The organism is Litoreibacter sp. (assembly GCF_039974535.1).
Taxonomy (GTDB): domain Bacteria; phylum Pseudomonadota; class Alphaproteobacteria; order Rhodobacterales; family Rhodobacteraceae; genus Litoreibacter.
In genome coordinates, this window is the sequence record NZ_JBDWIU010000006.1 from 40,956 (window position 1) to 64,727 (window position 23,772).

The 23,772-nt window shown below is 57.0% G+C and carries 11 protein-coding genes; 2 read left to right on the forward strand and 9 right to left on the reverse strand.

Annotated features, from left to right (window positions below; all coding sequences use genetic code 11):
- From ABJN86_RS04050 to ABJN86_RS04090, 9 genes are all read right to left on the reverse strand, one after another.
- Positions 1-783 (reverse strand): protein phosphatase 2C domain-containing protein, encoded by a 783-nt coding sequence (locus tag ABJN86_RS04050; protein WP_348367848.1) that lies wholly within the window; start codon positions 781-783, stop codon positions 1-3.
- Positions 784-886: 103 nt separating this feature from the next.
- Positions 887-1,849 (reverse strand): type VI secretion system-associated protein TagF, encoded by a 963-nt coding sequence (tagF, locus tag ABJN86_RS04055; RefSeq protein WP_348367847.1) that lies wholly within the window; start codon positions 1,847-1,849, stop codon positions 887-889.
- Positions 1,850-1,857: 8 nt separating this feature from the next.
- Entirely contained in the window at positions 1,858-5,571 is a 3,714-nt protein-coding gene (tssM, locus tag ABJN86_RS04060; protein ID WP_348377807.1) for a type VI secretion system membrane subunit TssM, read from the reverse strand.
- Positions 5,571-7,217, reverse strand: coding sequence for a type VI secretion system protein TssL, long form (tssL, locus tag ABJN86_RS04065; protein WP_348367906.1), 1,647 nt, complete (start codon positions 7,215-7,217; stop codon positions 5,571-5,573). Before tssL ends, tssM begins: the two co-directional genes overlap by 1 nt.
- The gene (gene tssK / locus ABJN86_RS04070) at positions 7,217-8,551 is read right to left on the reverse strand and encodes a type VI secretion system baseplate subunit TssK (RefSeq protein WP_348367905.1); all 1,335 of its coding nucleotides are present in this window, start codon (positions 8,549-8,551) and stop codon (positions 7,217-7,219) included. Before tssK ends, tssL begins: the two co-directional genes overlap by 1 nt.
- A gap of 219 nt (positions 8,552-8,770) precedes the next feature.
- Positions 8,771-9,403, reverse strand: a complete 633-nt coding sequence (locus ABJN86_RS04075) for a hypothetical protein (protein WP_348367904.1) — start codon at positions 9,401-9,403, stop codon at positions 8,771-8,773.
- On the reverse strand, positions 9,400-10,488 hold the full coding sequence (locus tag ABJN86_RS04080; protein ID WP_348367903.1) for a DUF4123 domain-containing protein: 1,089 nt from the start codon (positions 10,486-10,488) through the stop codon (positions 9,400-9,402). The genes ABJN86_RS04075 and ABJN86_RS04080 overlap by 4 nt, the downstream gene beginning before the upstream one ends.
- Before the next feature lie 4 nt (positions 10,489-10,492).
- The gene (locus ABJN86_RS04085) at positions 10,493-19,972 is read right to left on the reverse strand and encodes an S-layer family protein (RefSeq protein WP_348367902.1); all 9,480 of its coding nucleotides are present in this window, start codon (positions 19,970-19,972) and stop codon (positions 10,493-10,495) included.
- A 208-nt stretch (positions 19,973-20,180) separates the two neighbouring features.
- On the reverse strand, positions 20,181-20,939 hold the full coding sequence (locus ABJN86_RS04090) for a DnaA N-terminal domain-containing protein (RefSeq protein WP_348367901.1): 759 nt from the start codon (positions 20,937-20,939) through the stop codon (positions 20,181-20,183).
- Positions 20,940-21,323: 384 nt separating this feature from the next.
- On the opposite strand from ABJN86_RS04090, the gene ABJN86_RS04095 reads away from it, so the two are divergent.
- Both ABJN86_RS04095 and ABJN86_RS04100 read left to right on the forward strand, forming a co-directional pair.
- Positions 21,324-22,628, forward strand: coding sequence for an AAA family ATPase (locus ABJN86_RS04095; protein ID WP_348367900.1), 1,305 nt, complete (start codon positions 21,324-21,326; stop codon positions 22,626-22,628).
- 4 nt (positions 22,629-22,632) lie between these two features.
- The gene (locus tag ABJN86_RS04100) at positions 22,633-23,703 is read left to right on the forward strand and encodes a chromosome partitioning protein ParB (RefSeq protein WP_348367899.1); all 1,071 of its coding nucleotides are present in this window, start codon (positions 22,633-22,635) and stop codon (positions 23,701-23,703) included.
- Positions 23,704-23,772 lie beyond the last annotated feature (69 nt).

Here is a 23,772-nt window from a genome sequence, read left to right on the forward strand (position 1 = left end):
TTAAAATCCTTGGGTCCAGTCAAGCGGCTCTTCAGCCTCCACGGGGTTTTGCGGGCGGGCGGAGCAGCGTACAACGATTACCGTTACGTTGTCTCTGGCGCCACGCGACAAAGTGGTCTCAATCAGCGCATCACATGCGGCTTGCGGATCGTGGCTTTTCAGCACAGTGGCCATCTCATGGTCCTCAACATGCTCGGTCAAGCCGTCCGAGCACAACAAGAAGACATCACCGGCCTCAAGGCTGCCAAATGTCTCGTCCGTGTTGGGGCTTTGCGACACGCCGATAGCGCGGGTGATGACGTTCTTACGTGGCCAATGCTCGGCCTGCTCTTCGGTGATCGCACCGGAGTTCAACAGCTCCTGAACCTCAGTGTGGTCGCGGGTGACCTGATTGAACTCCCCGTTTCGCAAAAGATAGATGCGGCTGTCGCCAGACCAGATGCAGGCAAACAAATCTTCATGCGCCAGCAACGCAACCAAAGTCGCGCCAATCGTAGCACCACCTAGCGCCTGTGATTGCTCGACAATCAGATCATGCGCTCGGGTCAGTCGCTCCATGAAGCGGGCTTGCAAATCAGGGGCCGATGCCGGACGCCCGATCGAGGAAATACGCTCAACAATCGTTTGCGAGGCGAAATCGCCTGCTTCATGTCCACCCATGCCGTCCGCAACAACCCAAACCCCGCTTTCAGGCTTGGTCAGATAGCTGTCTTCATTGTGGTCACGGACAACGCCGGTATCGCTACCAGCGCCTGTCTCGTAAATATATTGGCCCGTCCCCATAACGACTCCCGAGTATAATTCTTCTGCTCTAAAATCTGGTCTCAGTCCTTGCGCCCGTGCTGAGGCTTCCCCCAAGGATTGAACCCGCTTCTATTTGATCAGCCTAATCTTTTTCCGCCTCTTCTGCCAAGGCGTCGTCTTCTTTTACGTCTGTATCCGACTTGACCGCAAAAGGCGACTGTGGACCATCGCTTTCCTCCCATTCGGCCTCCGGCTCATAAAGAGCCTTGGGAACTGGGCGCGCACCCTCTCCCGACCACCACGGGTCGGACACAGGGATGATGGAAGGCTCGCCGTCGAATTCCTCCGTCGTGGTGAAGGTGTCCGGCTCCTGTTCCTCCGTGACCGGAGTTGGAGCGGTTTCAAGCTCCTCCTCCTCAATCACTGGAGGGGCCTCCTCAACCGGCTCATCTGCAGGATTTCCCGCTAGCAACCATTGAAAGACGGTCGCGTCCGGCCAGCCTTCCGTTGAATGAAACGTCGCGGTGCGCGAGGCGTCGCCTGCGCTCCACCAATAGCTGCGCCGCGCCGCCGCGCGCCTTTGGTCCGTTGTGGCCACATTGGCCATCATCTCTTCCACAGCGCCGGCCGAATGCACCGCCCAAAAACCTGCATCTCCGCCCTCAATTGGCGCGGGAAGGAATCCATCAGGCAGGCTCAACATTGTCGACAGATCAGCGGCAACCTCCGGCGTGTCATGCTCCAGCATCGCTTTTTGCAGCGCGTCATACCATCGTTGGTCCGGCACCACAGTCGGCGGCGGAAACTGCGCGCCCTCAATCAGGGCAATCAATGGAAACCGGCGGCCTACCTTATCGTGGCTAAACACCATGACACCCGCAACGGGCCCGCCAACCGCAGTGGGCAAGACCCCCTCCCCCAGCCAAAACCGCAGGGGCAACGCGATGTCATAAAACGGCTGCCAAACCTCTCCAAGGTTGTCACGCACGCGGGGCAACACGGCCCCCATCCACTCCTCAAGGGCCACTTGCATCGGTTTGGACATACCCGCGCCGATAAAGTCCCCGAAGGCTGGGTGCTTGCCGAAGATGCCCGTTTTGCTCATCCCTCAGATCACAGACCCTGAGGGCATTTGAATTCGGACAACTCGCGCAAGGTGAACGGATTATACAGCGCATTCACCCGAACCGAGTAGCTGACGTACCGCCCGCCAATCGTGTAGCGCACCTGCGTCGCGTCGCCCTGTTGGCGTGGCGATCCCGCCCGCACAAATTGCATAAACGCCCAAGGCCCTTGGTCAAACTGAATAGAGCTCTGGCGTCCGTTCAACCCCGGCAAGAATTGCAATGTTGTGGATGATCCGGCAGATGGCCATTTGATCGTCTGCGGCACATTGCCGACCTGACGGGTGGTGATCACCTGACCGTTCACTTCCAACACCGCTTGGCGCACTTGGTCATGCGCGGAGGCTTGGCTCACCGTTACCTCCAACTCGGGGTTCGATCCTCCGGTCGGGAAGAACGCGTCACGAATGCGTGCCGCCCGCTGGAATTGCTTCAACGCGCCCAGACTTAGTCGGTCGCCCAGTTGGCTTTCCGACGACCAAGTCCAGTTTTCACTCGATTGATCCGCATGCGGGCTAAGGTGCTGCAAGAAGAAGCGGTCCATCACCCCATCAGGGGCAAACACACGCGCAAATTGTGCCATGGGCACTTGGCGCGAAGTTGGCCCATTAAACGGGTAGCGTCCCGTGATGATGTCGTTGCAAACACGGGTGACTTGGTTTGTCAGGTCTTGGTTCAACTGCGCAATCGAGGTGTTGGCCGCATCGCCCTCAAAGTCCTGAACCGCCTCGTTGACCATCCGCGCCAGAGGTGTTGGCAGACGCGACGCGGTAGAGCGAAGAATGCCAATTTGCACAGGAAGCTGTGCCGCGGCCTGCGTGGCGTTAAAGCCTGCGGCGATCACAAGGTTCTGCTGTACCTGCCCGAGGTTGCCCAAAAGCGCATCAATCGGGCGGGCCGATCCAGCGGCACCACCATCCAGCAGGGCGTGCCACTCGGCAAACTGCGCTTCAATCGCCGCGCCCGGAATAAGCGCCTGCGTCGTCCCGCCACCGGCGGAACCCGCGCGGCGTTGCGATTTGCTGCCCGTACCCAAGGCCGCTGTCAGACCAATACGGGTCAGCCCGTTAGTTCGGTTGATCAAGCGGTTCTTCACTTGGTTTGCGGCCTGCAGGCCAGCCTCGGACTCCGCAAGATTTCCCACGGCACCGGCAACATCACCGCCACCAAGATCAAGCCCCTCGTTGGGATCAGCGGTCAGTCTCGTCTCACGCGTGACCGCATCAACCAATAACAACAGCGGAGAAGTCGTCGGCGAAGATGCCGCCGCCAGCGACGCATAGGCCGGCTTGTCCGCAGACATCGGCGCTAATTTCAACTGGTTCAACATGCCTTCCCATGCAGAGAGGTAATCCTCGCGGTATTTGGCCAGCAACGTGCGGCCCAAACCGCTGAGTTGCTCGTTCACTTTGGCTGTCTCTGCGTAGTCGCCCATCACCCATTGCTCGCGCTCCAGTTTGCCAGCAACTTCGCTCAACTGATCAAGGAAGAACTCTTGGAATCCGTTGTAGGTGTAGAGCGATTCAATCTCCATCTCCCCAAGGTCGGAACCATCAACGGTTTCAAACACCAGATAGGAATCTGGCCCCACGCGGTTCACAAGGTTGAAGCTTTCAATGCCAGAGAACTCGGAGGTCGCTTTGATCAACGCATAGGCCTGATCCGTCACCGACATCCGCGCCAAAATGCGCTCGCCCGCGTCGATCAGATCAGGATCCAGATCGACCCGCACGTTGCGGGTGCCGTCCAGTTCCAGCATGGCCAGCAGATGTGCCTCAAGGTCGTCACGTGTCGGGCCGTTGGTCGGTCCCGGATACAGGTTGCGGAAGTCCTCGCGGAACCAGCCGCGCACCAACTCATCCTCTGGCGCGGGGGCCACGCCACCCAATAGCTTGTAGACCTTCAGGCCCTCATAAATAGCCAGTGTCTCATTGGTTTGGACAAACTCAGACAGTTGCTCTTCTAGACGCAAAACAAGGCGCGGGCGGAACATGCGCTCCAAGCCATCGGCATATGACGCCTGAGAGGCCGTTTGCAATTGCTCGCGGCGCGACAGGCCAAAGCCCTCGAATATGCCAAGATCATCGCTGCCACCTTCGGCCACTGCATCCGGCTCCCCGTCGCCATCGGTATCGATCCGCTCCGGCACCTCTTGTGTCGAGGCATAGCCCGTCGGCATGTCGCGCAGCAGTTGCAGGTAGCCCGAAACCGTTTGGAAGTCGGTGTCATCCACCACAACTTCAGACAGTTCTTCACGCGCGGCCAACTCGTAATCCGCCATCGCCGCTTGCGCAGAACGCACCAAGGAGGCGTTCGCCCAGTAGGAATACCCCCAAGCGCCAAGCAGCCCTAGTGTGGCCAACCCAACGAAGGAAAAGCCCGCTACACGCAGACCATTGGCACGGTTCACCGCCTTGCGGTCGTAGGTCACCCAGCCCTGTTCAGGGAAGATCACATTCTTCAACAGATCATGCAGGAAGAAGCTTTTGCCCTTGCCGGACATGAAGCCACCCGCGGCCGCATCACCACCAAAGCTGCGGCCCATAGCCCCCAGAACTTGGTCAATCGGCGTGCCCTCTTGGGTACCTGATGAAAAGTAAAAACCGCGCAAAAGCGCGTTGGTTTTGTAGCGGGTAGGCTCGAACACTTGGCCAAGGAAGGACGCAATGTTGTCGCGCATCATCGCCATCTGCCCCGGCAGACCAAAGATCGCGATGCGGTTCACGCCGTCCGGCTCTTCCGACAAACGGTCCATGACCTCGTCAGACAGGCGGGCTACCAGCAGGTCGAACTCTTCGCCCACTTGGTCGTGGGTCTGCTCGCTGCGGCTTTTGGTTTGGAACGTCGTGCCCCAAACCTTCTTGCGGCGCGACGCGCTGAAGCTCGCGAAATACTCGCGGAAACCAGCAACCAAATCCGACTTGGTGAACAAGACATAGACTGGGAAGTCGATCTTCAACGTCTCGTGGATTTCGGCCAATCGCGCGCGCACCACTTCCGCATGACGCGCCAAGGAGGCCGCATCGCCGTTCATGATATCCTCAACCGAGAACGCTAGAATGACCCCATTGATCGGCTGCTTCGTGCGGCCGCGTTTCAGCAATTCTAGGAAGCTCTGCCACGAGGACTTGTCCGCCTCGGCGTCGCTGTCCTGAGAGGTGTAGCGCCCAGCGGTGTCGATCATCACCGCCTCTTCCGCAAACCACCAGTCGCAATAGCGGGTGCCGCCAAAGCCTTCCATGGCGGTGCCGGATTCCTCGGCCAGCGGGAACTTGATGCCAGAGTTCAAAAGCGCCGTCGTCTTGCCCGCACCAGGTGGGCCGATGATCACATACCACGGCAGGTCGTAAAGGTAGCTTTTGCCGCCCGATGCTTTCAGCGTGCTCAATGCCTCGGTCATGCGCTCACCTAAGACCGCGCCATCGCCGGTTGGCTCGTCAGGGATCAACGCCTCCTCCAGCTCCTGCGCGCCTTTGCGTGCGCGACGCCAGCGGATGAGCCAAACAATCCCGAAGATCAGCAGCACAGATGCAATAATTGCGATCCGTACCCAAATGGCTTCGAACGGTCGCGCCTCGCCAAAGCCCAACAAGGGGCCGCCGAACCAGACCACCAGCCCGAACAGGATGAAGGACAGGATCGTTAGCGGAATGCGCATCCAAGGTTTCTTGAAGAAGCGGCCGATAGCTACGAAGTAACGCATTACTGAAGCGTCTCCTCACGTTGAATCATAATCTCGACCCTGCGGTTTTGCGCGCGGCCATCTTTGGTACCATTGTCAGCAATCGGGTCTACTTCACCCTTGCCCTCGATCTGCAGTCGGCCAGGTGCAGCAAGGGCATCCCCCAAAACGCCACCCACAGATTTGGCTCGGGCTTCCGACAGTTCTTGATTGGTCTTGAACCGCCCCCTGCCCGACATCGGAATGTTATCCGTGTAGCCCACAACCCGCACAGGGCCCGGCTCGTCATTTAGTGCATTGCCGACTTCGGCGGCGATCAAGGAAAACTCCGGCTTCACATCCGCCGAGCCTGACCCGAACAACACAAGGTTGTTCACGCGGACGAAGATAAAGTCGCCCTTGGTGTCCACCGCGACCGAGCCATCGTTGATCTGGTCTTTCAACTTCTCGCGCAGGTCATCAAGTTGGGTGGTCGTCACTTCCGGTGGAATATAAGCCTCGAACGCTTGGGCACGTTGCAAGCCCACCAGTTCTTCTGGGTGGATGTCCAGCAACCGTGTCACCACCGACGAGCTGTCGTTCGAGATCAGCATATTCAGCGTCAAGTAAACGCCCAACAAAATAGCCGCCGCCGCAGAGGCCACGATCCACAATGGGTTCGCCCCAAAGCGTTTGCGCTTGCCCAATTCAACCGGCGTCCAATGCACCGACACATCCTCGTCGGGACGGGCATGAACACGGCGCAGGCTCTCGTAGATAGACGCACGAATACGCGCGACTTCCTGTGCGCCGCCCGCCGCCGTGCGGAACTTGCCCTCGAACCCAAGGCTAAGGCACATCAACATCAGTTCCAAAACATTAAACCGCTGCGCAGGCGCTTGCATGGCTTTGTCGACTTCCTCAAAGAAGCCCACGCCAGAGGTCCGCACGTTATAGAACCGCGCCACCATGGAATATTGGATCCACACGTCACGGTCCGTGCCGGGGATGTTTTGCACGATGTCGTCGGCGGTACCGCACAAGCAATACCGCGCCACATCGGCCTCATGGCTATCGACGCCCGCGGCAACACAATTGGCGTGGAACGCTTCCATTTCGCGCGTGACGTGCTCCATCAACGGGATCGCGTCCATCTCGACCATCTGCGTGCGCAGGCGGCCAAACAGGATCAACAGGTTCGCGGCGGCAGCCACGATCGGGTTGCTAGGTCCACCTTTGCCCAAACCAGTGGCGCGCAATGCCTCATGCAACGCGATCTTCGGACCAGTGTGAACAACTTGCTCGGGTTGCTGGCTTTGCATGGTTGGGAAAAAGCCGTCTTGGCTGGCCCCCCCAATTCCTGATCCGGGTGCAGGGGTGCTAGACGGTGTCGGCGCACCGCCCCCCATCCATGCATCCGCAGCACCTTGGCTGTTGCCAAATCCACCTTGTGGTTGTTGAGGGGGTGGCGGCGCGTAGGGTGCCGCAGGTGGCGGGGAGGAAGGCAACGCCCCACCAATCACTGTGCGTTGTCCCCCGCCCGCTGGCGGCTGAGGTGGTGGTGGCGCAGGCGGTTGTTGCAATCCCGCAGGAGGAGGCGTGGCAGGTCGCCCCGCTGACAAGTTGCGCAGTTCTTCGGCGGTGGGCAGCTTGCCCCCGATAACTGTTTTATCCTTGTCGTTCGCCATTAGGCTTTCTCCGCAATCGCCCAAAGCTCAAGCTTCAGGTCCGGCCAGTCCCCCGCGAAGTGCATCGCAAGTGCAGGCGCGGTCGAGAACTCGCGCCACATCGGCGTGTTCTTATCGAGGATGAAGTACACATTCGTCGACACTGCCCTGATCTGGCGCGGCGGCGTCGGGGTGTGACGCAGCTCAATGCCCGGCAGGTTGTTGTTGACGATTTCGTTCATGCGGGTGTTCGGGCCCACTTTGCACAGCTCTGGGAATTGCTGCTGAATTTGCGTCAACGATTTGGAGGATGTGACCTCGATCACAAAGGTCGCCTCGCGGAACAGGTTCCGGTCCATAACTTCCGCAATGTAGGAATTCTGGCGCACCATCTTAAGATCGAGCCGCGTCGCACGGCCCACATCACGCGACAGCAAGCGCTGAATGTCGCGCACCAACGGCGTGAAGGTTTCCTTCGGGTCGTCATGATCGTAGGCCGGATATTCCTGCGCCATGCGCTTGTCGTTATCGAAGGTCCACAGCTCGCCGACCAAACGCAGCAGCTCTACATACATCTTCTCTGGGTGCACATAGCGCGAGGCCCGAAGGTGGCGCAGCCCGCCAATCTCACGGTTCAGCAGCAGCAACATGAAATAGTCAGTAGCTTGCAAGCCGCCGCCCGCACTCGGGTCAGCCGCATAACGCGCCAGCCCTTCTTGCTTTGTCTCGACCCAACCGATGACGCGGTCCAGCCAGCCGGTGAAAACCGGATGTGCGCTGATCACCATGGCGGGTGGGGCAAAGGTGTCATCCATCGAGATCACGCCGTCGCGCACCTCTTGGATGCGCCCTATCTGCATGCACTGGTAGCCAGGCTTCGGGGTCTTACGAATGTCGATCTCTAGGCGCGGCTGCGCCAGTTCGATGTCCTGCTCCAACCGCATTGCCGAAGCACTATCGGCCACCATCTCATTGCCCAACACATAACGTGTGGCGGCGGTGGTTTCTGTGTCCGGCGCCAGTTCGCGCCCGTTCATCGCGGCGTCTGGCAAGGTCAGCCAAACCGCCATACCGTCGGCTTTCTCCGGCACGTCTTTTGGAATTGGCAAAGCGTTGATATTTGGCGCGTCAAACGGCATCCCGTCTGGCATGATGCCAACGGCAGACCGCAGGCCAATCTTGCCTTGCTGCGCCATGTCGCGATCTAGCTTTAGCTCCGCCATGCCCCAAGGATAGGGCGTGATCGTGCGCGTGCGGTTGTCGACTAATTTCTCAAGGTAGCGGTCCTGTTGTTGCAGGTGATGTGGTTGAAGGAACAGGCCCTCTTTCCAAGCAACTTTGCTATACCAAGACATATAATTCCCAACTTGCAGTCATCTCGCGCCAACAGGTGACACTATCTCAAAACCAAAAGCCCAGCTGACGCTGGGTAAAATCCGTGTGTGAACAATGCGGTGTAGGGAGGACACGGTCAAGGGGCCTGAGAACAAGATCACCTTTATTTCACGGCTACTTGGCTGGGGGTAGATGCAGGCCGTTTCGCATTTTGATGCCCCACAGAAAGCGATAGTCTTCTACTCTACCTGCCCCGTGCAGTTTGTCTCTAGATCTGGCACTGCCATCCATTGATCACGGCGCTCTATTAACCTGCCCAACCCCGGTATTTCATTAACCCTCAGCCCATAATTTTGGTCACGGGACGGCGTTCGTTTCCCACATAGGCGCATTATTTCACGGCCATTAAACTGGCCTGTTTTAGGGTCGGGGTCCGCATCGGTGAACAGCACGAATTCCCCGTTTCGACCATACACGAATGTCATGTAAGCAGTGGCACCAACAACATCTACAACCTTCAAATCCATCCATGGGACGCTTAGGTCCGCTTCAAAGGCGCGGCCCGTTTCAATCTCTGTCCACTCGGTATGTACATCAATGATGTGTGCATCATCAGACCCCCATTGCAATCTCGTCAATGTGGTATTGCCCCCACGCGGGTTCATCCAGCTCGATGATGCAAGCAGTGGAAAGCTGCCCATCTGCACGTCATTCACTTCAAGCCCATCGACCATGATGGGCGTGCTTTGATGAGACGCGTCACGAAAGGTCAATTCACTTGGGCGATCAGGTCCGAACAATCCCATCGCCATACCCTGTTCAGTCGCGCCAACCATTGCCGCGACCATGATCAAGGCCCGTAACGAATTCATACTTGGACGTCTCTAAACTGCTGATCTGACGCCAAAACTGTCGGGGGAAGCACACTCATTCGCTCTCGCAACGCTGCAACTTTTTTGGCTTCTTGGGCTGGTGACAGGCAGATTTTACGCAGTTCATCTTGCGGGTCTTTTTCCTCGAACCTGGGGCCATAGAACACTTCCCAGCAGGCCAGCAGATACAGGTGATCAAGTTGCTTGATCCCAGCGGGCATCATACGCCCAAACAAGCCTTGAACGCGTTGGAAGACCATATCCTTCGGGCGGTCCTCATCTAGGTGCGCGCCAAAGGTTTTCTCAATCCTGCGCGCGACCTCTTCGATGTCACGTTCCAATCGCGCCTGAGAAATGGCTCCTACTTCGCCCGCAGTCAGCGTGAGTGGTTTGCCATCCCTGCTGCACGGTTGCGTGTATTTCTTTGGTACGGCTTCAATCTCGGTTAAAAGCCATTGCAACGGCCTGTTTTCCAACAAAAACATCTGATCGATCCCCGCGCCTTCGCGGCAGAACCACTGCGTGACACGGTCTGCGTCGTTCTTGATGTAGTTGAGGTAGGCTGCCATGCAGGCAGGCTCCCAAAATCGAAAATAGTAGGATGAGCCGCTCTCGAGTTTCATCCGGTAAAAACCCCGCCAGTGGTTCCAAACAGCGTCAAAGTCAGGGCTGGCACGAAACAAAATTCCCGGCTCAAACCGCGCTATGTTCCACGGGGTGTCCTCACCCTCGAGATGGGTGAATAGAAGTCGGGTCAACGTATCGACCTCGGAGAGAACCACAAGCCAAGGGGCGACGTCTCCAAACCCCTCCTCCTCGTCACCTGTGAACAAGCGCCGGTGGGGAATGATAGCATCCTCCAACACAGCCTGCAGATCGTCTATCTTCGCGGCATCCAGAATAGCATAGAGAACCGTATCGGTTTCTCCTGGTGGAAAGATTAAATCCTGCAGCGCTTCTGGGACGGTCCGGCGCGGGTGAACCCCGCGCTGGATGTCTAGGAGTTGCACATTCTTGTGCAGCGTTTGTTCTAACCTTGGCCCAGAGCGTTTGGCAGGGCTACCTGAGGAGGACCCGTTTGCCATCTGCTTAGAACTGCAACCTGAGCTGCGCAGTCACCCCGACACTGCTCACACTGTTGGAGAACCGTCCGTCAGCACGCACAGACGCATTCAGCTGCTTGGCCGCGCCAAACTTGCCTTCGTCCAAGATCTTCACGTAGTTCAAGCCCACGCTAACCTCGCCATAAGCCCCTAGGTTCTCAGACGTCAGGTTTTGCGTAGCACCTGCCGCATCCGTGTATACCGAGCGGCGATCTTTACCGAAGTCATTATAGTAGGTCCCGGTTGCAAACACATTGGTTGCCGAAGTGCCATCTTCGCCAAAGAACGTCTTGGCGAATGTGCCCCCAACAAAGCCAATAGCCGTGGTGCTGTCTTGCGTTTGAAGCGTAGCGCCATCGTCGAAGGTCAGCGTCGCAGCCTCGGTTTGTGTGACCCCAAAGCCGCCGGTTGGTACAAATGTCCAGCCGTCCTGCGCCAGTGGGATCGCGTAGCTAAGCGCTCCGGAAACGGTGTAGGCGCTTGTATCTAGCGTTGCATTTGTCAGCCCTAGGCCAGCTCCGGCAATAATAGCCGTGTTGGTGAATTCATACTCGGTTTCCTCCGTGCGAACTTGAAGGTCAGCCGACAAGGCACCCTTCGCAGCCGCAAGGTACAGGCCCGCATATGTCTGACGGAAGTCGCCGTCAGTGATGGACGTCACCGTGTTGGTAACTTGGGTTGCGTTGTTTTGATTCACCGCGAAGACTGGCTGAGATGTAGAGCCTTCGTTGACACCTACGATGCCACCAAATGCCAAGTCCCAACCGCCGAACGCGCCGTTGAAGCAACCCCAATCACCGCCGATTTGCAGGCCGTAGTATGTCGCGTCCACAGTAGATTCGATGTTGGACACGGCGTTGGCCGTCGCACCCGTCACATCAGCGTTGCCGCCAACGACACGGCCCCAGCCACCCGCTCCACAGCTGTCTTCGTCCTCATAGGCAAGGCCTGAGACAAATGGGCTGGACGGACGGTTGATCACGGTCCCGATCAAGGACTGCGTCAGTACAACGTTACCTGCAATCGCGCCGATACCTGGGTTGGGTTGCGCCGCAAGCGTCAAATCGCCATCACCCCTTTGAACCAGCCCGTAGACAACCTGACCACCCGACGGTGGCAAACCAGAAGCCCCGAAGGTAAAGTTGTTACCTGCCGCGCCGAAGCTGTCATCAACGTCGAACACCAATACGGCCGGATCTGCAATCGACGGGACGCCAGCGTCCGTCACGTTGAAGTTAAGCACATAGCTGCCCGTAGTTGCGCCGCCAGTGACAACAACCGTGTCGCTATTCAAGCCACCTACCGCGGCACTGTTAAGGTTAGCGTCAAGGTTGAATACCCCGGTGCCGCTCATGCCGCCCGCGACGTTGATCTCGTCGGTCGTATCATTGTTGGTCAGCTCAATCGTGCCATTGTTGACCAACCCACCCGAGCTGACAGTGAAACCACCCGTGGAGGTGATGGTGCCAGTGTTTGTCAAACCGCCATCAAAGGTCCCAGCATTGGAAACGAGCGCAGCAGAGGCGTTGTTGAAGCCGCCATTTACGGTCCCTTCAATGTTGCCCGCTCCAGCATCAGCTGCGTTGGTTACGCCAGTGCTGGTCGTTAAGGTTTCCCCTACTCCCAGAGCGAGGGTACCACCGCCAGAGTTGCTCAAGCCGCCGCCGACTACGAGCGTAGATGCGACGTCGAATGCGCCCGTATTGGTAACATTGCCGCCCACATTGCCAGACACAGTCGCCGCGTTGCTGTTGCTCAAGTTACCCGAGATAACCCCGCTGCTCGTCAGTATCCCAGCGTTTGTTACGTTCCCAGCAACGGTCCCGGTGTTGGTCGTCGTGGACGTGGCGCCAGTCACCGCTAAGTCCCCTCCGATCGAGCCAGCATTTGTCAGGTCACCACCCGCTATAGCCACATCTCCAAACACTGTGCCAGTGTTGTTCGTATCGCCAGCTGACTGGCTAACACTTGAGACGGTTCCGGCTGTAATGTTCAAGTCACCAGCATTTGTGATCGCGCCCGTGGATCCAAGGTTGATGTTCACTTGGCCCGCTTGGTTGTCCACTGTGGTTAAGACACCTGATGAAGTTATCGTTCCGCCATTGTTCGTGGTTGCACCGGATACACTGCCTGTTGTTGTGACAGTGGCAACACCGCTCGCAGTGCTGTTGGCAAGGCTCGTCGCAGTGCCGGCAAGTTGCAATGTACCAGTATTGGAAATGCCACCAGCGGAGCCGCTGTTTACATTCAAGGTCCCAGCGTTGGTCACATCATTTAATGTCCCCGTGCTGTCTACCTGACCTGCGGATGCGATAGTCGTATCACCCGACACCGTGCCGTCAGTTCCAACGGTTGTGGTGCCAGCGGTCACGTTCAGGCTACCCGCAGTTGCAGTTACCCCGTCGTTGTTGCCCAAGGTGGTGGTCCCTGCCGACGCCAATGCGCCAACAACGCTACCGTCATTGATGTTCACCGTACCGTTCGTCCCGTTGGACACGCTCCCGATAGACGCCGTGGCGCCTGTTTGGGTGGCTGTGCCCTCGGTCACAGTCAGCGCGTTCGTAATCGTACCGGTGTTGGTTGTCGTCGCAGCAGCATTGGTATTTTGCGTAAGGCTATCAATCGTGCCTGCGTTGGTCACAGAGCCCGTGTTGGTTACGGCGCCCGCATTGCCCGCAAGAACATTCAGCGCACCAGCGTTAGAGGACACGGTGCCCAAGGTGCCGGAGCTGTTCACAGTACCCGCCGCCAAGGTTGTCGTATTGCCTGTCACCGTGCCGTCGGTTCCAACGGTTGTGGTGCCAGCGGTTACCCCAAGGCTCGCCACAACTGCCGTTGTCCCTGCACCATCCCCGATCACCGTAGTGCTATTTGTTGTGACAGCCCCAGTGCCCGCAGCAGCGGTCCCGTTCACGTTCAACGTGCCGCCGGTGTTATCCAACGCGCCAGCAGTGCCATTGTTAATTGTTGTCGTCCCGTTGGCCACAGTGTTCACCGCAGCCAAACTACCGGTAGAGGTCAATGATGCGGTGTCTGTGCCATTGCCCACTGTGCTCACGCCTGAAACCACACCGTTAGTTCCAACGACAGCCGAGCCATTGTTAACCACCAAAGTGGACCCAACAGTTGCCGTTGCGGCCATCGTGCCGATGTTGGCCGCGCCGCCACCGTCAACTTGGACAGTTGTTGCCGTGCCTCCATTAAGGTTCAACGTGCCATCGCTGTTTACAGTGGTCGCACCCGTCAAGGTACCGGTCGAGTTCACGATTGCAGCGTTGCCAGCCGAATTGCCAACCGTTGTTGTTCCGGTGATTACACCGTTGTTGCCAACATTGGTGGTGCCGCCTTCGGCCTCAAGCGTTGTTCCAACTATAAATGTTGTTGCAGTCGTGCCGATATTTAGAGCGCCAGTCGTGCCATCATTTTGTGTAACCGAAGACGTGGTGGACCCTCCATGCAAGTTGGCCGTACCGCTGTTAGAGACCAAGGATTGGATAGATGTCCCAGTTGCCGTGAAGGTCGAGTTTTGCTGGTTCGTAACAGCACCCATCGTGCCCGCGTTCGTCGCGAAGGTTGTTGCATCACCATTGTTGAAGAACGCGCCAATGTTACCATTCGCGGTGTTGTTAAACGAACCGCCTACACCATTCACAATAGTCGCCGGACCTGTGATCATGCCGTCATTGTTTATGGTCGCGCCAGACGTGTTGGTCAGCGTCGACACCTGCAATGTCGAGCCATTACCGATATCTGTCACCGTGCCAGTGCCCGTGTTTTCAAACACCAGTGCAGCGCCGCCAAATGTGTCGCCGTCGCCGATGATCAGAATGCCGCCGCCAGTTTCGGTGCCTGCGTTGTTCGTCCCGTTGTTGAAGGCCGTGCCGTTCAGCGCAATCGCAGAGCCCGTGCCCGCAGTCGAGATCGTACCCGTGTTGTTAATCGCAGCGCCCGCGCCCGTAACATTGAACGTACCGGCACCTTGGAAGGTCACCGTACCAGTGCCAGCAGGAACAGCATTCGCGCCGTTGTTGTTGTAGTCGCCTGTGGTCTCTAGCAAGGTGCCGCCATCAACAACAATTGTCGCGGCGTTGTTGTTGGTCGTGTTGCCCGTGCCGGTTAGCGTACCAGCAACGGTGATCGTGCCGGATTCGTTGGTGATGCTTCCCGCAGTCAGGGTCGCGCCAACGCCAATGTTGGTTGTCCCGTTGTTGGAAAACTCCCCAACGTCGTTGCCGTTAGTGGTCGGACCCATGATTGTAGGATCAATCGTTACAGAGGAATTGTCAGCCAGCACCAATGTGCCGTTGTTATCCACCGAACGCACGTTGGTCACGGCCACACCGTTCTCAACAGTCAAGCCATCACCGCCAGCGGTGACGCTCGAGTTGTTGGTGATGTCAAAGCCACCACCGCTGATGTTGGCCACAATATCTGTGTCACCCATCGGCGCTACGGTCAGGTTGCCACCCAAGTCAGTCCCAATATCCTGAATACCAGCGTTGGAGATGTTGCCATTCAAAACAATGCCTGTCCCAACGTTGGAATTTGCACCCAAAACGATGTTTCCAGCATTGATGGTCAAGCCGCCTGAGGTGGTTGCGTCGGTAAGGTTCGCATCATTGTTAAATGTGCCTGCAGAATTCGCGCCTGTGCCTGTGCCAGTCCCCTTCACGTCTACAACCAATGGAACCGCCACTGCAGAGGTCGTGATTGTCCCGCCATTTACGTTGGTCAGGTTGCCGTTAATCTCGGTGTTCACCCCGATCAGAAACGTCGCTGATGCCCCGTCTACCAAAACGCCGTTGCCAGTCATGGCTTCGGTACCGAATGAACCGCCGTTGGCCGCAACCGTACCGCCATTGACTGTGGTGGTGCCCGCAATGCTGCCGGTCGTGCTATTGCTGAAAATGCCAGTAGTCGACGTCAGAGCACCGAGACTGCCGGTGTTATCACCGCCTGCCGTCGTCAGGGTTCCATTGATGGTGCCGGAGTTTGACGTGGTGAGCGTGTTGGTCACATTGCCATGAACCGTCCCGGAGTTGGTTAGTGTGCCAGCAACACTGTGCTCTGCGGCAACACCCGACGTACCGATAGTCCCGCCAGTGTTAGTGACGGTGCCAGCCGTGCTGTTCAACTCACCGGAGATTGTACCGTTACCGTTGGTCACACCCGCTGCGGTCGTCACGTCGCCCGTGATCGAGCCGCCCGTGTTGTCCAAAGTGCTCGCTGCACCAGTGATTGTGAGGTCGCCATTGATCGTGCCGCCCGCAGCGTTCGTCACAGCACCCGCCGCGCTATGCTCGTTGCCAGTTGTCGTGCCGATTGTGCCGCCCTGGTTGTTCAGGAAGCCACCCGAAGCCACGTTACCCGTGATGATGTTGGAGTTCGTGGTATTGCCACCAGCCATCACGTTGCCCGTGATGATGCCCGTGTTCGTGACAATGCCGCCAGCCGTATGCGTAACGCCTTCTGTCACTGTCGCGGTGCCGATCGTGCCACCACCAGTGTTGTCGATGTTGCCCGCAATAACCGCCGTACCTCCAATAGAGCCCCCGCCGGATTGGTCAAGATTACCGCCCGCTGTCGTCGTCGCGTTGCCCGTGATCGTGCCGGCGTTGTTCGTCAGGTTTCCGGCCACATCTACGTTGCCGTTCACGGTGCCACTGCTGTTATCGACCGTGCTGCCGCCCGTCAGGTTGCCGTAAACCACGCCGCCCGTGGTATTGCTAAAGCTGCCCGCGACGTTGTGCTCTTCAACCACGCCGCCGTCTGTCCCGATGACCGAGTTCATACCGTCGTTGGTAACCGCACCAGCTGAGCTGATAAGCGTGCCGCCGATAGTACCGCCGTCGTTGGTCACACCCGCAGCGGTCGTCACGTCGCCCGTGATCGAGCCGCCCGTGTTGTCCAAAGTGCTCGCCGCACCTGTGATTGTCAGGTTGCCGTTGATCGTGCCAGATGTGGTGTTTGTCACAACACCCGTCGCGCTATGCGCGTTTGTGCTTGCCGCACCGCCAACGCCAGCCGTGCCGATTGTGCCGCCGTCATTCTCCACCGCGCCATTCGCAACCAGGTTGCCGGTGATTGTACCACCGCCCGAACCATCGTCGGAGTTGTCCACCGATCCCACAAGGGCGGTCGTCAGATTGCCTCGGATAGTCCCGTTGGAGTTATCCACCATGCCTGATGTGAAGTTGTCGTCGGTATCATTCCCAGCGGAGTTAATTTGCCCGCCATCGTTGCTGATCAATCCAGTACCAGACCCCAGCAACACGCCGGTAACAATCCCACCATTGTTGTTCAACGAGCCAATGCCGGACGCGGTGTAGGACCCGCCAATCGTACCAGTATTGTTAATGATACGTGCGTTACCAACCACGGCTCCCGTCGCAACGGAGGAGCTATTGTTGATCGTAGAAGTCGTTGGGTTAACTGTCGAATAGACGTTGTTGATTGTCCCCACAACGGCGGCACCGGTGTTGGTGAAGTTTCCGTTGTTGGTGAGGTTACCGATCGAGCCTGTGCCCGAGTTTGTGAACCCGCTGTTGTTGGGGAGCCCGCCGCTATTGGATACGGTCCCCGATACTGTGCCATTCGCGTTGGTGAAAGTACCACTCGTCGAGGTCACATTGCCGGTGATTGTACCGCCCGTATTATCAACCGTACCGCCGCCACCGTTTTGCGACACGTTACCGGTGATCGTGCCTCCGGCGTTGTTGATGTCGCCTGTGTTTTGATTATCGACAGACTGGCTAGCTGTAGTGACATCGCCAAACACTTGCCCGCCAGTGTTGTCCAAGGAGCCCGCTGTCAGAGAGATGTTTGTCCCCGTGATAGCCGTACCGATAGAGCCGTCATTGGTAATAATGCTGCCGGCGTTGTTGGCAATGCCACCCGTCGCCGTCAAAGTCGCGCCATTGGCCACGTTGATTTGCGACAAAGGCCCTTGGGACGTGATCGCCCCCGTGTTCAATTCGCCTCCGTCGACATCAATGATCCCGCCGCCTACAACGGCTCCCTGACCCGCAGCAGCCGCGTCAAAACCGTTGGCCAGATTGCCAGTCGCGACAACGGTGCCCGCAGTCACAGTAATGGTGCCAGTGTTATTGATCGTGTCGCCAGCTGTCAGGTTGCCACCATTCGCAAATGTAATGGCGCCCGAAGATCCTGGATGCGCGACAGAACTCGCGCCGTTGTTGTTGATGTTTTCTGCATCAATGACGCTACCGCCCGCAGCAACATTCAATGCCGAGTTATTATTCGTCGTATTGCCCAAAGCTTGCAGGGTGGAACCCACGCCAACCTCAACGGTCCCGTTATTAAGGACGGTTTGCCCCTCAAAGGTTTGACCGTCAGCGATATTGATCGTCCCGCCGGAGTTATTGACGATATCCCCAACACCCGTTGTACCTGCATTGACATTAATAGTGCCGTTGTTGGTCGCGTCATTGCCTGAGAAGTCCGTTGCGGCAGTTGTCGTGAATGTCGCACCAGAGTTGTTGGTCAGATTGTAGGAAATCGTCCCACTCTCCATAACATCGCCAACAGTAATCACGTTCGTTGAGTTGAACACAACTGTCGAGCCAGCCACCTGCGTAGAGGTCGAGCCAAAGGTCACGGTGCCGCCAGTTCCGAACGTTAGCGTCTGCCCGAGAACCCCGAAAGAACCACTCGTTGTATCAAAGGTATATGTACCAGTAATCACCGCATCCGAGCTCGCACCCAAATTGCCGGTAAGATCTAGGGCGCCGTTTACAGTTACGTCCCCTGCGAGATTAAGAGCACCTGCGCCTACCACGCCGGAGGTGCCAATGGTCGTCCCGTCACCTGCAGTTGCCGTCACGCCAGACGCGAGGTCCAAACCGCCTACGGATCCCGAGTTAAGACCAAAAATACCCGCATCGACATCTGCAACGCCGGTAACTGTGCCGCCATTTACACTTAAGTCACCCGAGGTGTTCGTTACGGATCCCACAGTGCCGCCAGACAAGTTGACTGTACCACCCTGATTGATCAGGGCGCCGGTCACATCAGTCGCACCACCAATTTCGATCGGCGAAGCAGCGACGCCAATCATACCGGGCGCGACCACCGAAGCACCAGCGATAGTCAAGTCGGTCGCCACGTCAAAGCTAACCCCAGTATCAATTGTTGTGCCAGCGTACAAAGTTACGTCGTTTGCGCCAATGCTCAATGTCCCGGCTGTCACGTCCAAAGCGCCAGAGTTGGCGAATGTCGTCACCCCAGTAATCGCGTTGTCGCCCGAGATATTGGTAATCGTCCCGCCATCGTTCGCCAGCGCGCCAGCCAAAGTCGTGCTTGCATTCACATTGATTTGGTCGTCAGAGGCAAAGTTCGTGATGCCGCCCCCAAAGGAGCCGCCACTCAAATTCAATGTGCCGTTATTGTTTACGTTCTGGGCAATTGACCCACCGGCGGCGTTCGTCAACGTTCCACTAGTACCAAGAGCAACGACCCCTGTCCCGGAGATGGCACCCGCATTGGTGTAGCTCCCATTGACGGTCACATTCCCCAAGGTCGTCGTAAGGTTCACGCCGCTATCCGAGGTTGCTCCACCACTCAAGGTGATCGTTTGCGCAGATATTGTCAGGGTACTATCGCCGCCCGCGAGGTGGCCACCAGTATTGTCGAAATCCGTCACTCCAGTCACGTTCACTGGTCCAGGTGATACGTTGGCGATCGTGCTGCCCGTATTGGTCAAAGCACCAGAGAGCGTCACGTCGCCCCCTAGGTTCACTTGGCCGTCGGATTGGTTTGTTAACCCAGCAACATCAGAAGAGGAATTCAAACGGACAGTACCGCCGTTGTTAGTGATCGTACCGCTCACAGTGGAGCCACTACCAATTTCCAAGCTGCTTGGAGCACTATTCACAATGCCCGCCCCTGCGGTCACATCACCGTTAAAGGCAACCGTGCCCGTGTTGTTATTCGTAATTTGCTCGGCAGCACCCACAAGGGAAACAGTGCCGCCAAATGTCAGGTCACCCGCACCGGCGATGATGAAGCTACCGCCACCAACATCAGCATTAACGACGGCGTTCGCGCCACTGGCAACGTCAAGCGTCTCGACATTTGCATCACTGGTATCAAACGAGAAGGATAGCCCACCGCCGCCAACGATGGTTGCAGTCCCACTTCCTGTAAACGAAATATCTCTAACGATGACATCCTCAGTCAGGGTGACCGTGTAGCCCGAACCACCAAAGGCTACATTATCGCCATCAGTGAATGACGCGGAGCTGCCGCCAGCTTCCCAGTTGTGCAAGGCTGAATCCCAATTACCGCTACTAGGGGATGATGTGCTACCGGTGGCGCCTGTCCACTCGGTCTCCTGCGCGTCAGCTTTGCCTACGGGGTAGAGGCCTGTCATTACGGTAAATGCAGAAACCGCTATAATAGAAATACTAGACCTCAGTGCCTGACGTGCACGAAAACGTGGGGACATAGTGAACTCAGTAGAAAAAACGAACATTAAATAAACTCCGAGGTAACGGTTTGCGGGGAAAGTTACACAAAAGTTAATTTTGTTCAATAGTTAGGCAAGATCTTGCCTAAATTAAGCCGTATTTAGATATACGTGTTGACTCAACGGCACACAGCAAAATTTTTTCAACTTTATCAATAGCTTATACCCGGCGGTCTTTAACTAACACCTAGCGCTCAATAGACAAAACAACCCGTGGGGCCGGCATTTGCCATGTTTTTGCCTCAAACAGAACCGCATCTTGCATAAAGCGCATAAGATGAGTTTCGATATATTCAGCTACAAATGCATTAGGTGCCTGCAAGTTAATGCAGGTATCGGTTGCCTCGATCTCTTTTAGTTTAGCAAACCAACTTTCGTAAATTTCTGGATGGGTTTCGTGAAGTCTTTTTGCCACGGCCGCCCATCCCTTGCTTCCCTCGGGGGCTGGGGACAGGGGCACCAAAGTTGGCTTGGGCGCCGCAAAATCCACCTTCACCACACGCCGCGCGCCAGACATCTCTTGCATGCGGTCCACAAAGTCGGGCCCCACAGCTGGCCAGCTTGACTCGGTGTTTTCATAGATGCGGGTATAGTTCAGCCGGTAGGCCCCTACTCTACCCCGCACACCAGGTCGAAGACAAATTAGCCATCCGTCTTGGGAAAGCCTCTTCATCTCTCGCTTTACGGTCCGCTCATTCACATCCCAAAGCCGCGCCAGCTCGGTGTGCCCTATCGAGACCTCATCAAGGCGCCAATTATATCTGGCAGTCACCATCGCATTCAAACGCATCAGTGATGTCTGCAAGGTTGGACTGCCGTGAAGACCCGCCACATTCAGGGCTGTCAGCAAATCATATTTCAAAGACCCCGCCTGAGGTCCTGTCAGCTTCTTGAGTTCCACGATACCATGCCTGTCACCTAGTGCTGGGACATTGCGCCCAGTCATTATTCCTCTTGGCCAAGTTGGCCGGTGCATCTTCTTTGGATGCGATTCTGCTTGAGGATGACAAAGCCATGATTTCCCGTTTTCTGTCAACAGCTTTGCAAAAACGGGATAATTCTTAAATTACCAAAATCTAAAAGAAAATATAGGTATATTGGTGAGGGGTGACATAACTGCTGTCACCTTATTTAGGGTCTGCTGTCACCCTAATTAGGCTCTGTTCCGATTTGCTGTCACCATATCTAGATCAATCAGCGTGAGGATACTTGCAAAATCCTGTAAATTTCGCGAATCGACGAAAAACACGATTTTTTTGAATTTCGGTTTTGCCTGTTTCCTCTTTTCCCGTTATTTAGCAGAAAACACACAATAACAAGAGCAGGTAAAATGCGAGACCATTCAGACCTTCAAGACATGAACGAACGCTCCTTAGCGCAACAAACGGCAGTTCGGCGCGCGACGTTTTCACCAGGGGAGACAAAGACGCTCCGCCCCTTCTCGATCTGGGAGATATCCCAGTTCATGTTTGACGTGCCCGCAGACACGCTGCGTAAGAAGCTGGCGGATGATCCGTCCCTGCCCCAAGGCGAGACGCAAGAAGATGGCCGTCAGCGTTGGTTTACCTTGGAAGAGATCAACGAGTTGCGCTTGCGCGTGAAGTTCCGTGGCCGCAACCTGAAGCCTGAACGGCCCAAAGGCCGCGCCATGCGAGTGGCGGTTTCTAACTTCAAAGGGGGTGTCGGCAAAACCGTCGTAGCCCAGCATCTCGCCAATGCGGCCGCCCTAGATGGCTACCGCGTCTTGTGCATCGATTTCGACCCCCAAGCGACCCTAACACACTCCATGGGCCTCAATGAGGTGAAGGAGACGAACACGGTCTGGGGCATCATGTGCCGCGATCTTTGCCGTGAAGCAGACCGCATCGCAGACAGCTACGACGACCCCGATGACTGCCCCTACCCGTCCTCGGATGAGTTGCCTGAGGACGTGCAATCCATCGGCGCGCAAAGGTTCCAAGATTTCATCCAACCCACCTGCTGGCCGACAATCGACATCATCCCCAGCTGCGCCAACGCGGCTTTTGTAGAATTCGCCTCTGCGCAATACCGGTCTTTGCATAAGGCCTGGAGCTTCTTTGGCTGCGTCGCCCGCTACCTGGATGAATTGCCCGATGACCAATACGACCTGATCATCTTCGATTGCCCGCCAGCCATCGGGTACCAATCCCTCAACGCGGCCTTCGCGGCGGATATTCTGTATATCCCGTCAGGCCCAGGCTACTGGGAATACGATTCCACAACCTCCTACCTAGGCCAGCTTGGCGACGCGATGCAGGACATCTCGGAAGGCTTCACCGCATTGGCTGAGGACGCAGGGTTAACGCTGCCCAAACAGTTCCATGATGTACGTCTGCTCATGACGCGCTTTGAAGCCAACAACCCTTTGCATGCCGCAATGATGGATGCCTTTCGCAATGTGTTCGGCGCAGATGTTTGTGCGAACCCGATCGAAATGACCCGCGCAGTAGAGCAATCGGGCCGCTTCCAAATGAGCGTCTATGAGCAGGATTACCGGCAAATGACCCGTGAGACGTGGAAGCGTGCGCGGCAAAGTTTTGACCGCGCCTATGACGAATTCCGAAACACTCTGCTGGCCTCATGGAAGCGCCAGTCCGAGCAGGACAAGGATTGATCACATGACACGCGACAACAAATTCGGCTTCGCGCCGCTGGAAACCAAATCCGTAAAACCTCGCTCCCGCGCCGTCGGGCCAATGGGGGCTGCGGTGCGGGACGCCGCTGAGAACCTGACCGAAAGCACCGAGGCCAAGGTGGAGCAACGCCGCCAGAACGCAGATGATGCCAAAGCTTTCCGTGCGGCGGCGGACGAGGGGCGGGTGCTGGAGCGGGTCTCGCTGGATGACGTCCACACCGATGATCTGCCGCGCGACCGTCTGGAGCTGGAGGCCGTGGCCCAAAGTGATGAGATGGAGGAACTGAAATCCTCCATCATGGCGCGCGGCCAGAAAGAGCCGGTGGAGCTGTACCGTGGCGATGACGGGCGCTTGCAGTTGAAGAAGGGCTGGCGTCGTTTCACCGCCCTTAGCCAGCTGTTCACCGAGACAGGAGACGAGGCTTATTCGGGTATCATCGCCCGCATCGCGAAAGCCGATGACAACCGCCTGACGCGCTACATCGACATGGTTGAAGAGAACGTCGTTCGCGAAGATCTGACCTTCGCAGAGATGGCGCAAGTGGCGATCACGGCCGCGTCTGACGCGCAGGTCGATGAGGGCTCGGCGGATGCTTTGGTGGGGCGTTTGTACGGCGCTTTGCACAAGATGAAGAAGTCCTACATCCGCAGCTTCGTGACGTTGTTGGATGCCTTGGGTGCGGATTTGTCTTGGCCCAAATCGGTGCCGCGTAACCTTGGCGTAGATGCTGCGCGTGCCTTGAAGGCGGGGCAGGGGGATGTGGCCGAGTTGCGCTCTCGCCTCGCCGTTGCCGCCACGCCTGATGCACAGAATGCCGTGCTTGCGGACTTCGCAGGCGGGTCTGCTCCGGTTGTGAAACCGGCAGCCAAAGCGCCGAAGCAGAAGTTTGAGTTCCACGTGGGACAGACCAAGGTGACAGCGCGTCAGGGGGAATGCCGCATCGTGTCCAAGCAGGATTACGCTTCGGTTCCCAAGGCGCAGTTGCAGCGGGCGATCAAGGCGTTTGAGGATGCTTTGGCGGAGGAAGGCAATCCTTCCATCAAAAGCCTCTAGGGTAACCCATGGGTTACCTTTTGGGGGCGTTGAGGGGATTAATCCTGTTAATCAAATCAAAATTCCCTA

Excerpts from the sequence above, each read along its gene's own strand:
- ABJN86_RS04050 (WP_348367848.1), bottom strand. The coding sequence starts at position 783 with ATGGGGACGGGCCAATATATTTACGAGACAGGCGCTGGTAGCGATACC.
- tagF (WP_348367847.1), bottom strand. The coding sequence starts at position 1,849 with ATGAGCAAAACGGGCATCTTCGGCAAGCACCCAGCCTTCGGGGACTTT.
- tssM (WP_348377807.1), bottom strand. The coding sequence starts at position 5,571 with ATGCGTTACTTCGTAGCTATCGGCCGCTTCTTCAAGAAACCTTGGATG.
- tssL (WP_348367906.1), bottom strand. The coding sequence starts at position 7,217 with ATGGCGAACGACAAGGATAAAACAGTTATCGGGGGCAAGCTGCCCACC.
- tssK (WP_348367905.1), bottom strand. The coding sequence starts at position 8,551 with ATGTCTTGGTATAGCAAAGTTGCTTGGAAAGAGGGCCTGTTCCTTCAA.
- ABJN86_RS04075 (WP_348367904.1), bottom strand. The coding sequence starts at position 9,403 with ATGAATTCGTTACGGGCCTTGATCATGGTCGCGGCAATGGTTGGCGCG.
- ABJN86_RS04080 (WP_348367903.1), bottom strand. The coding sequence starts at position 10,488 with ATGGCAAACGGGTCCTCCTCAGGTAGCCCTGCCAAACGCTCTGGGCCA.
- ABJN86_RS04085 (WP_348367902.1), bottom strand. The coding sequence starts at position 19,972 with ATGTCCCCACGTTTTCGTGCACGTCAGGCACTGAGGTCTAGTATTTCT.
- ABJN86_RS04090 (WP_348367901.1), bottom strand. The coding sequence starts at position 20,939 with ATGACTGGGCGCAATGTCCCAGCACTAGGTGACAGGCATGGTATCGTG.
- ABJN86_RS04095 (WP_348367900.1), top strand. The coding sequence starts at position 21,324 with ATGCGAGACCATTCAGACCTTCAAGACATGAACGAACGCTCCTTAGCG.
- ABJN86_RS04100 (WP_348367899.1), top strand. The coding sequence starts at position 22,633 with ATGACACGCGACAACAAATTCGGCTTCGCGCCGCTGGAAACCAAATCC.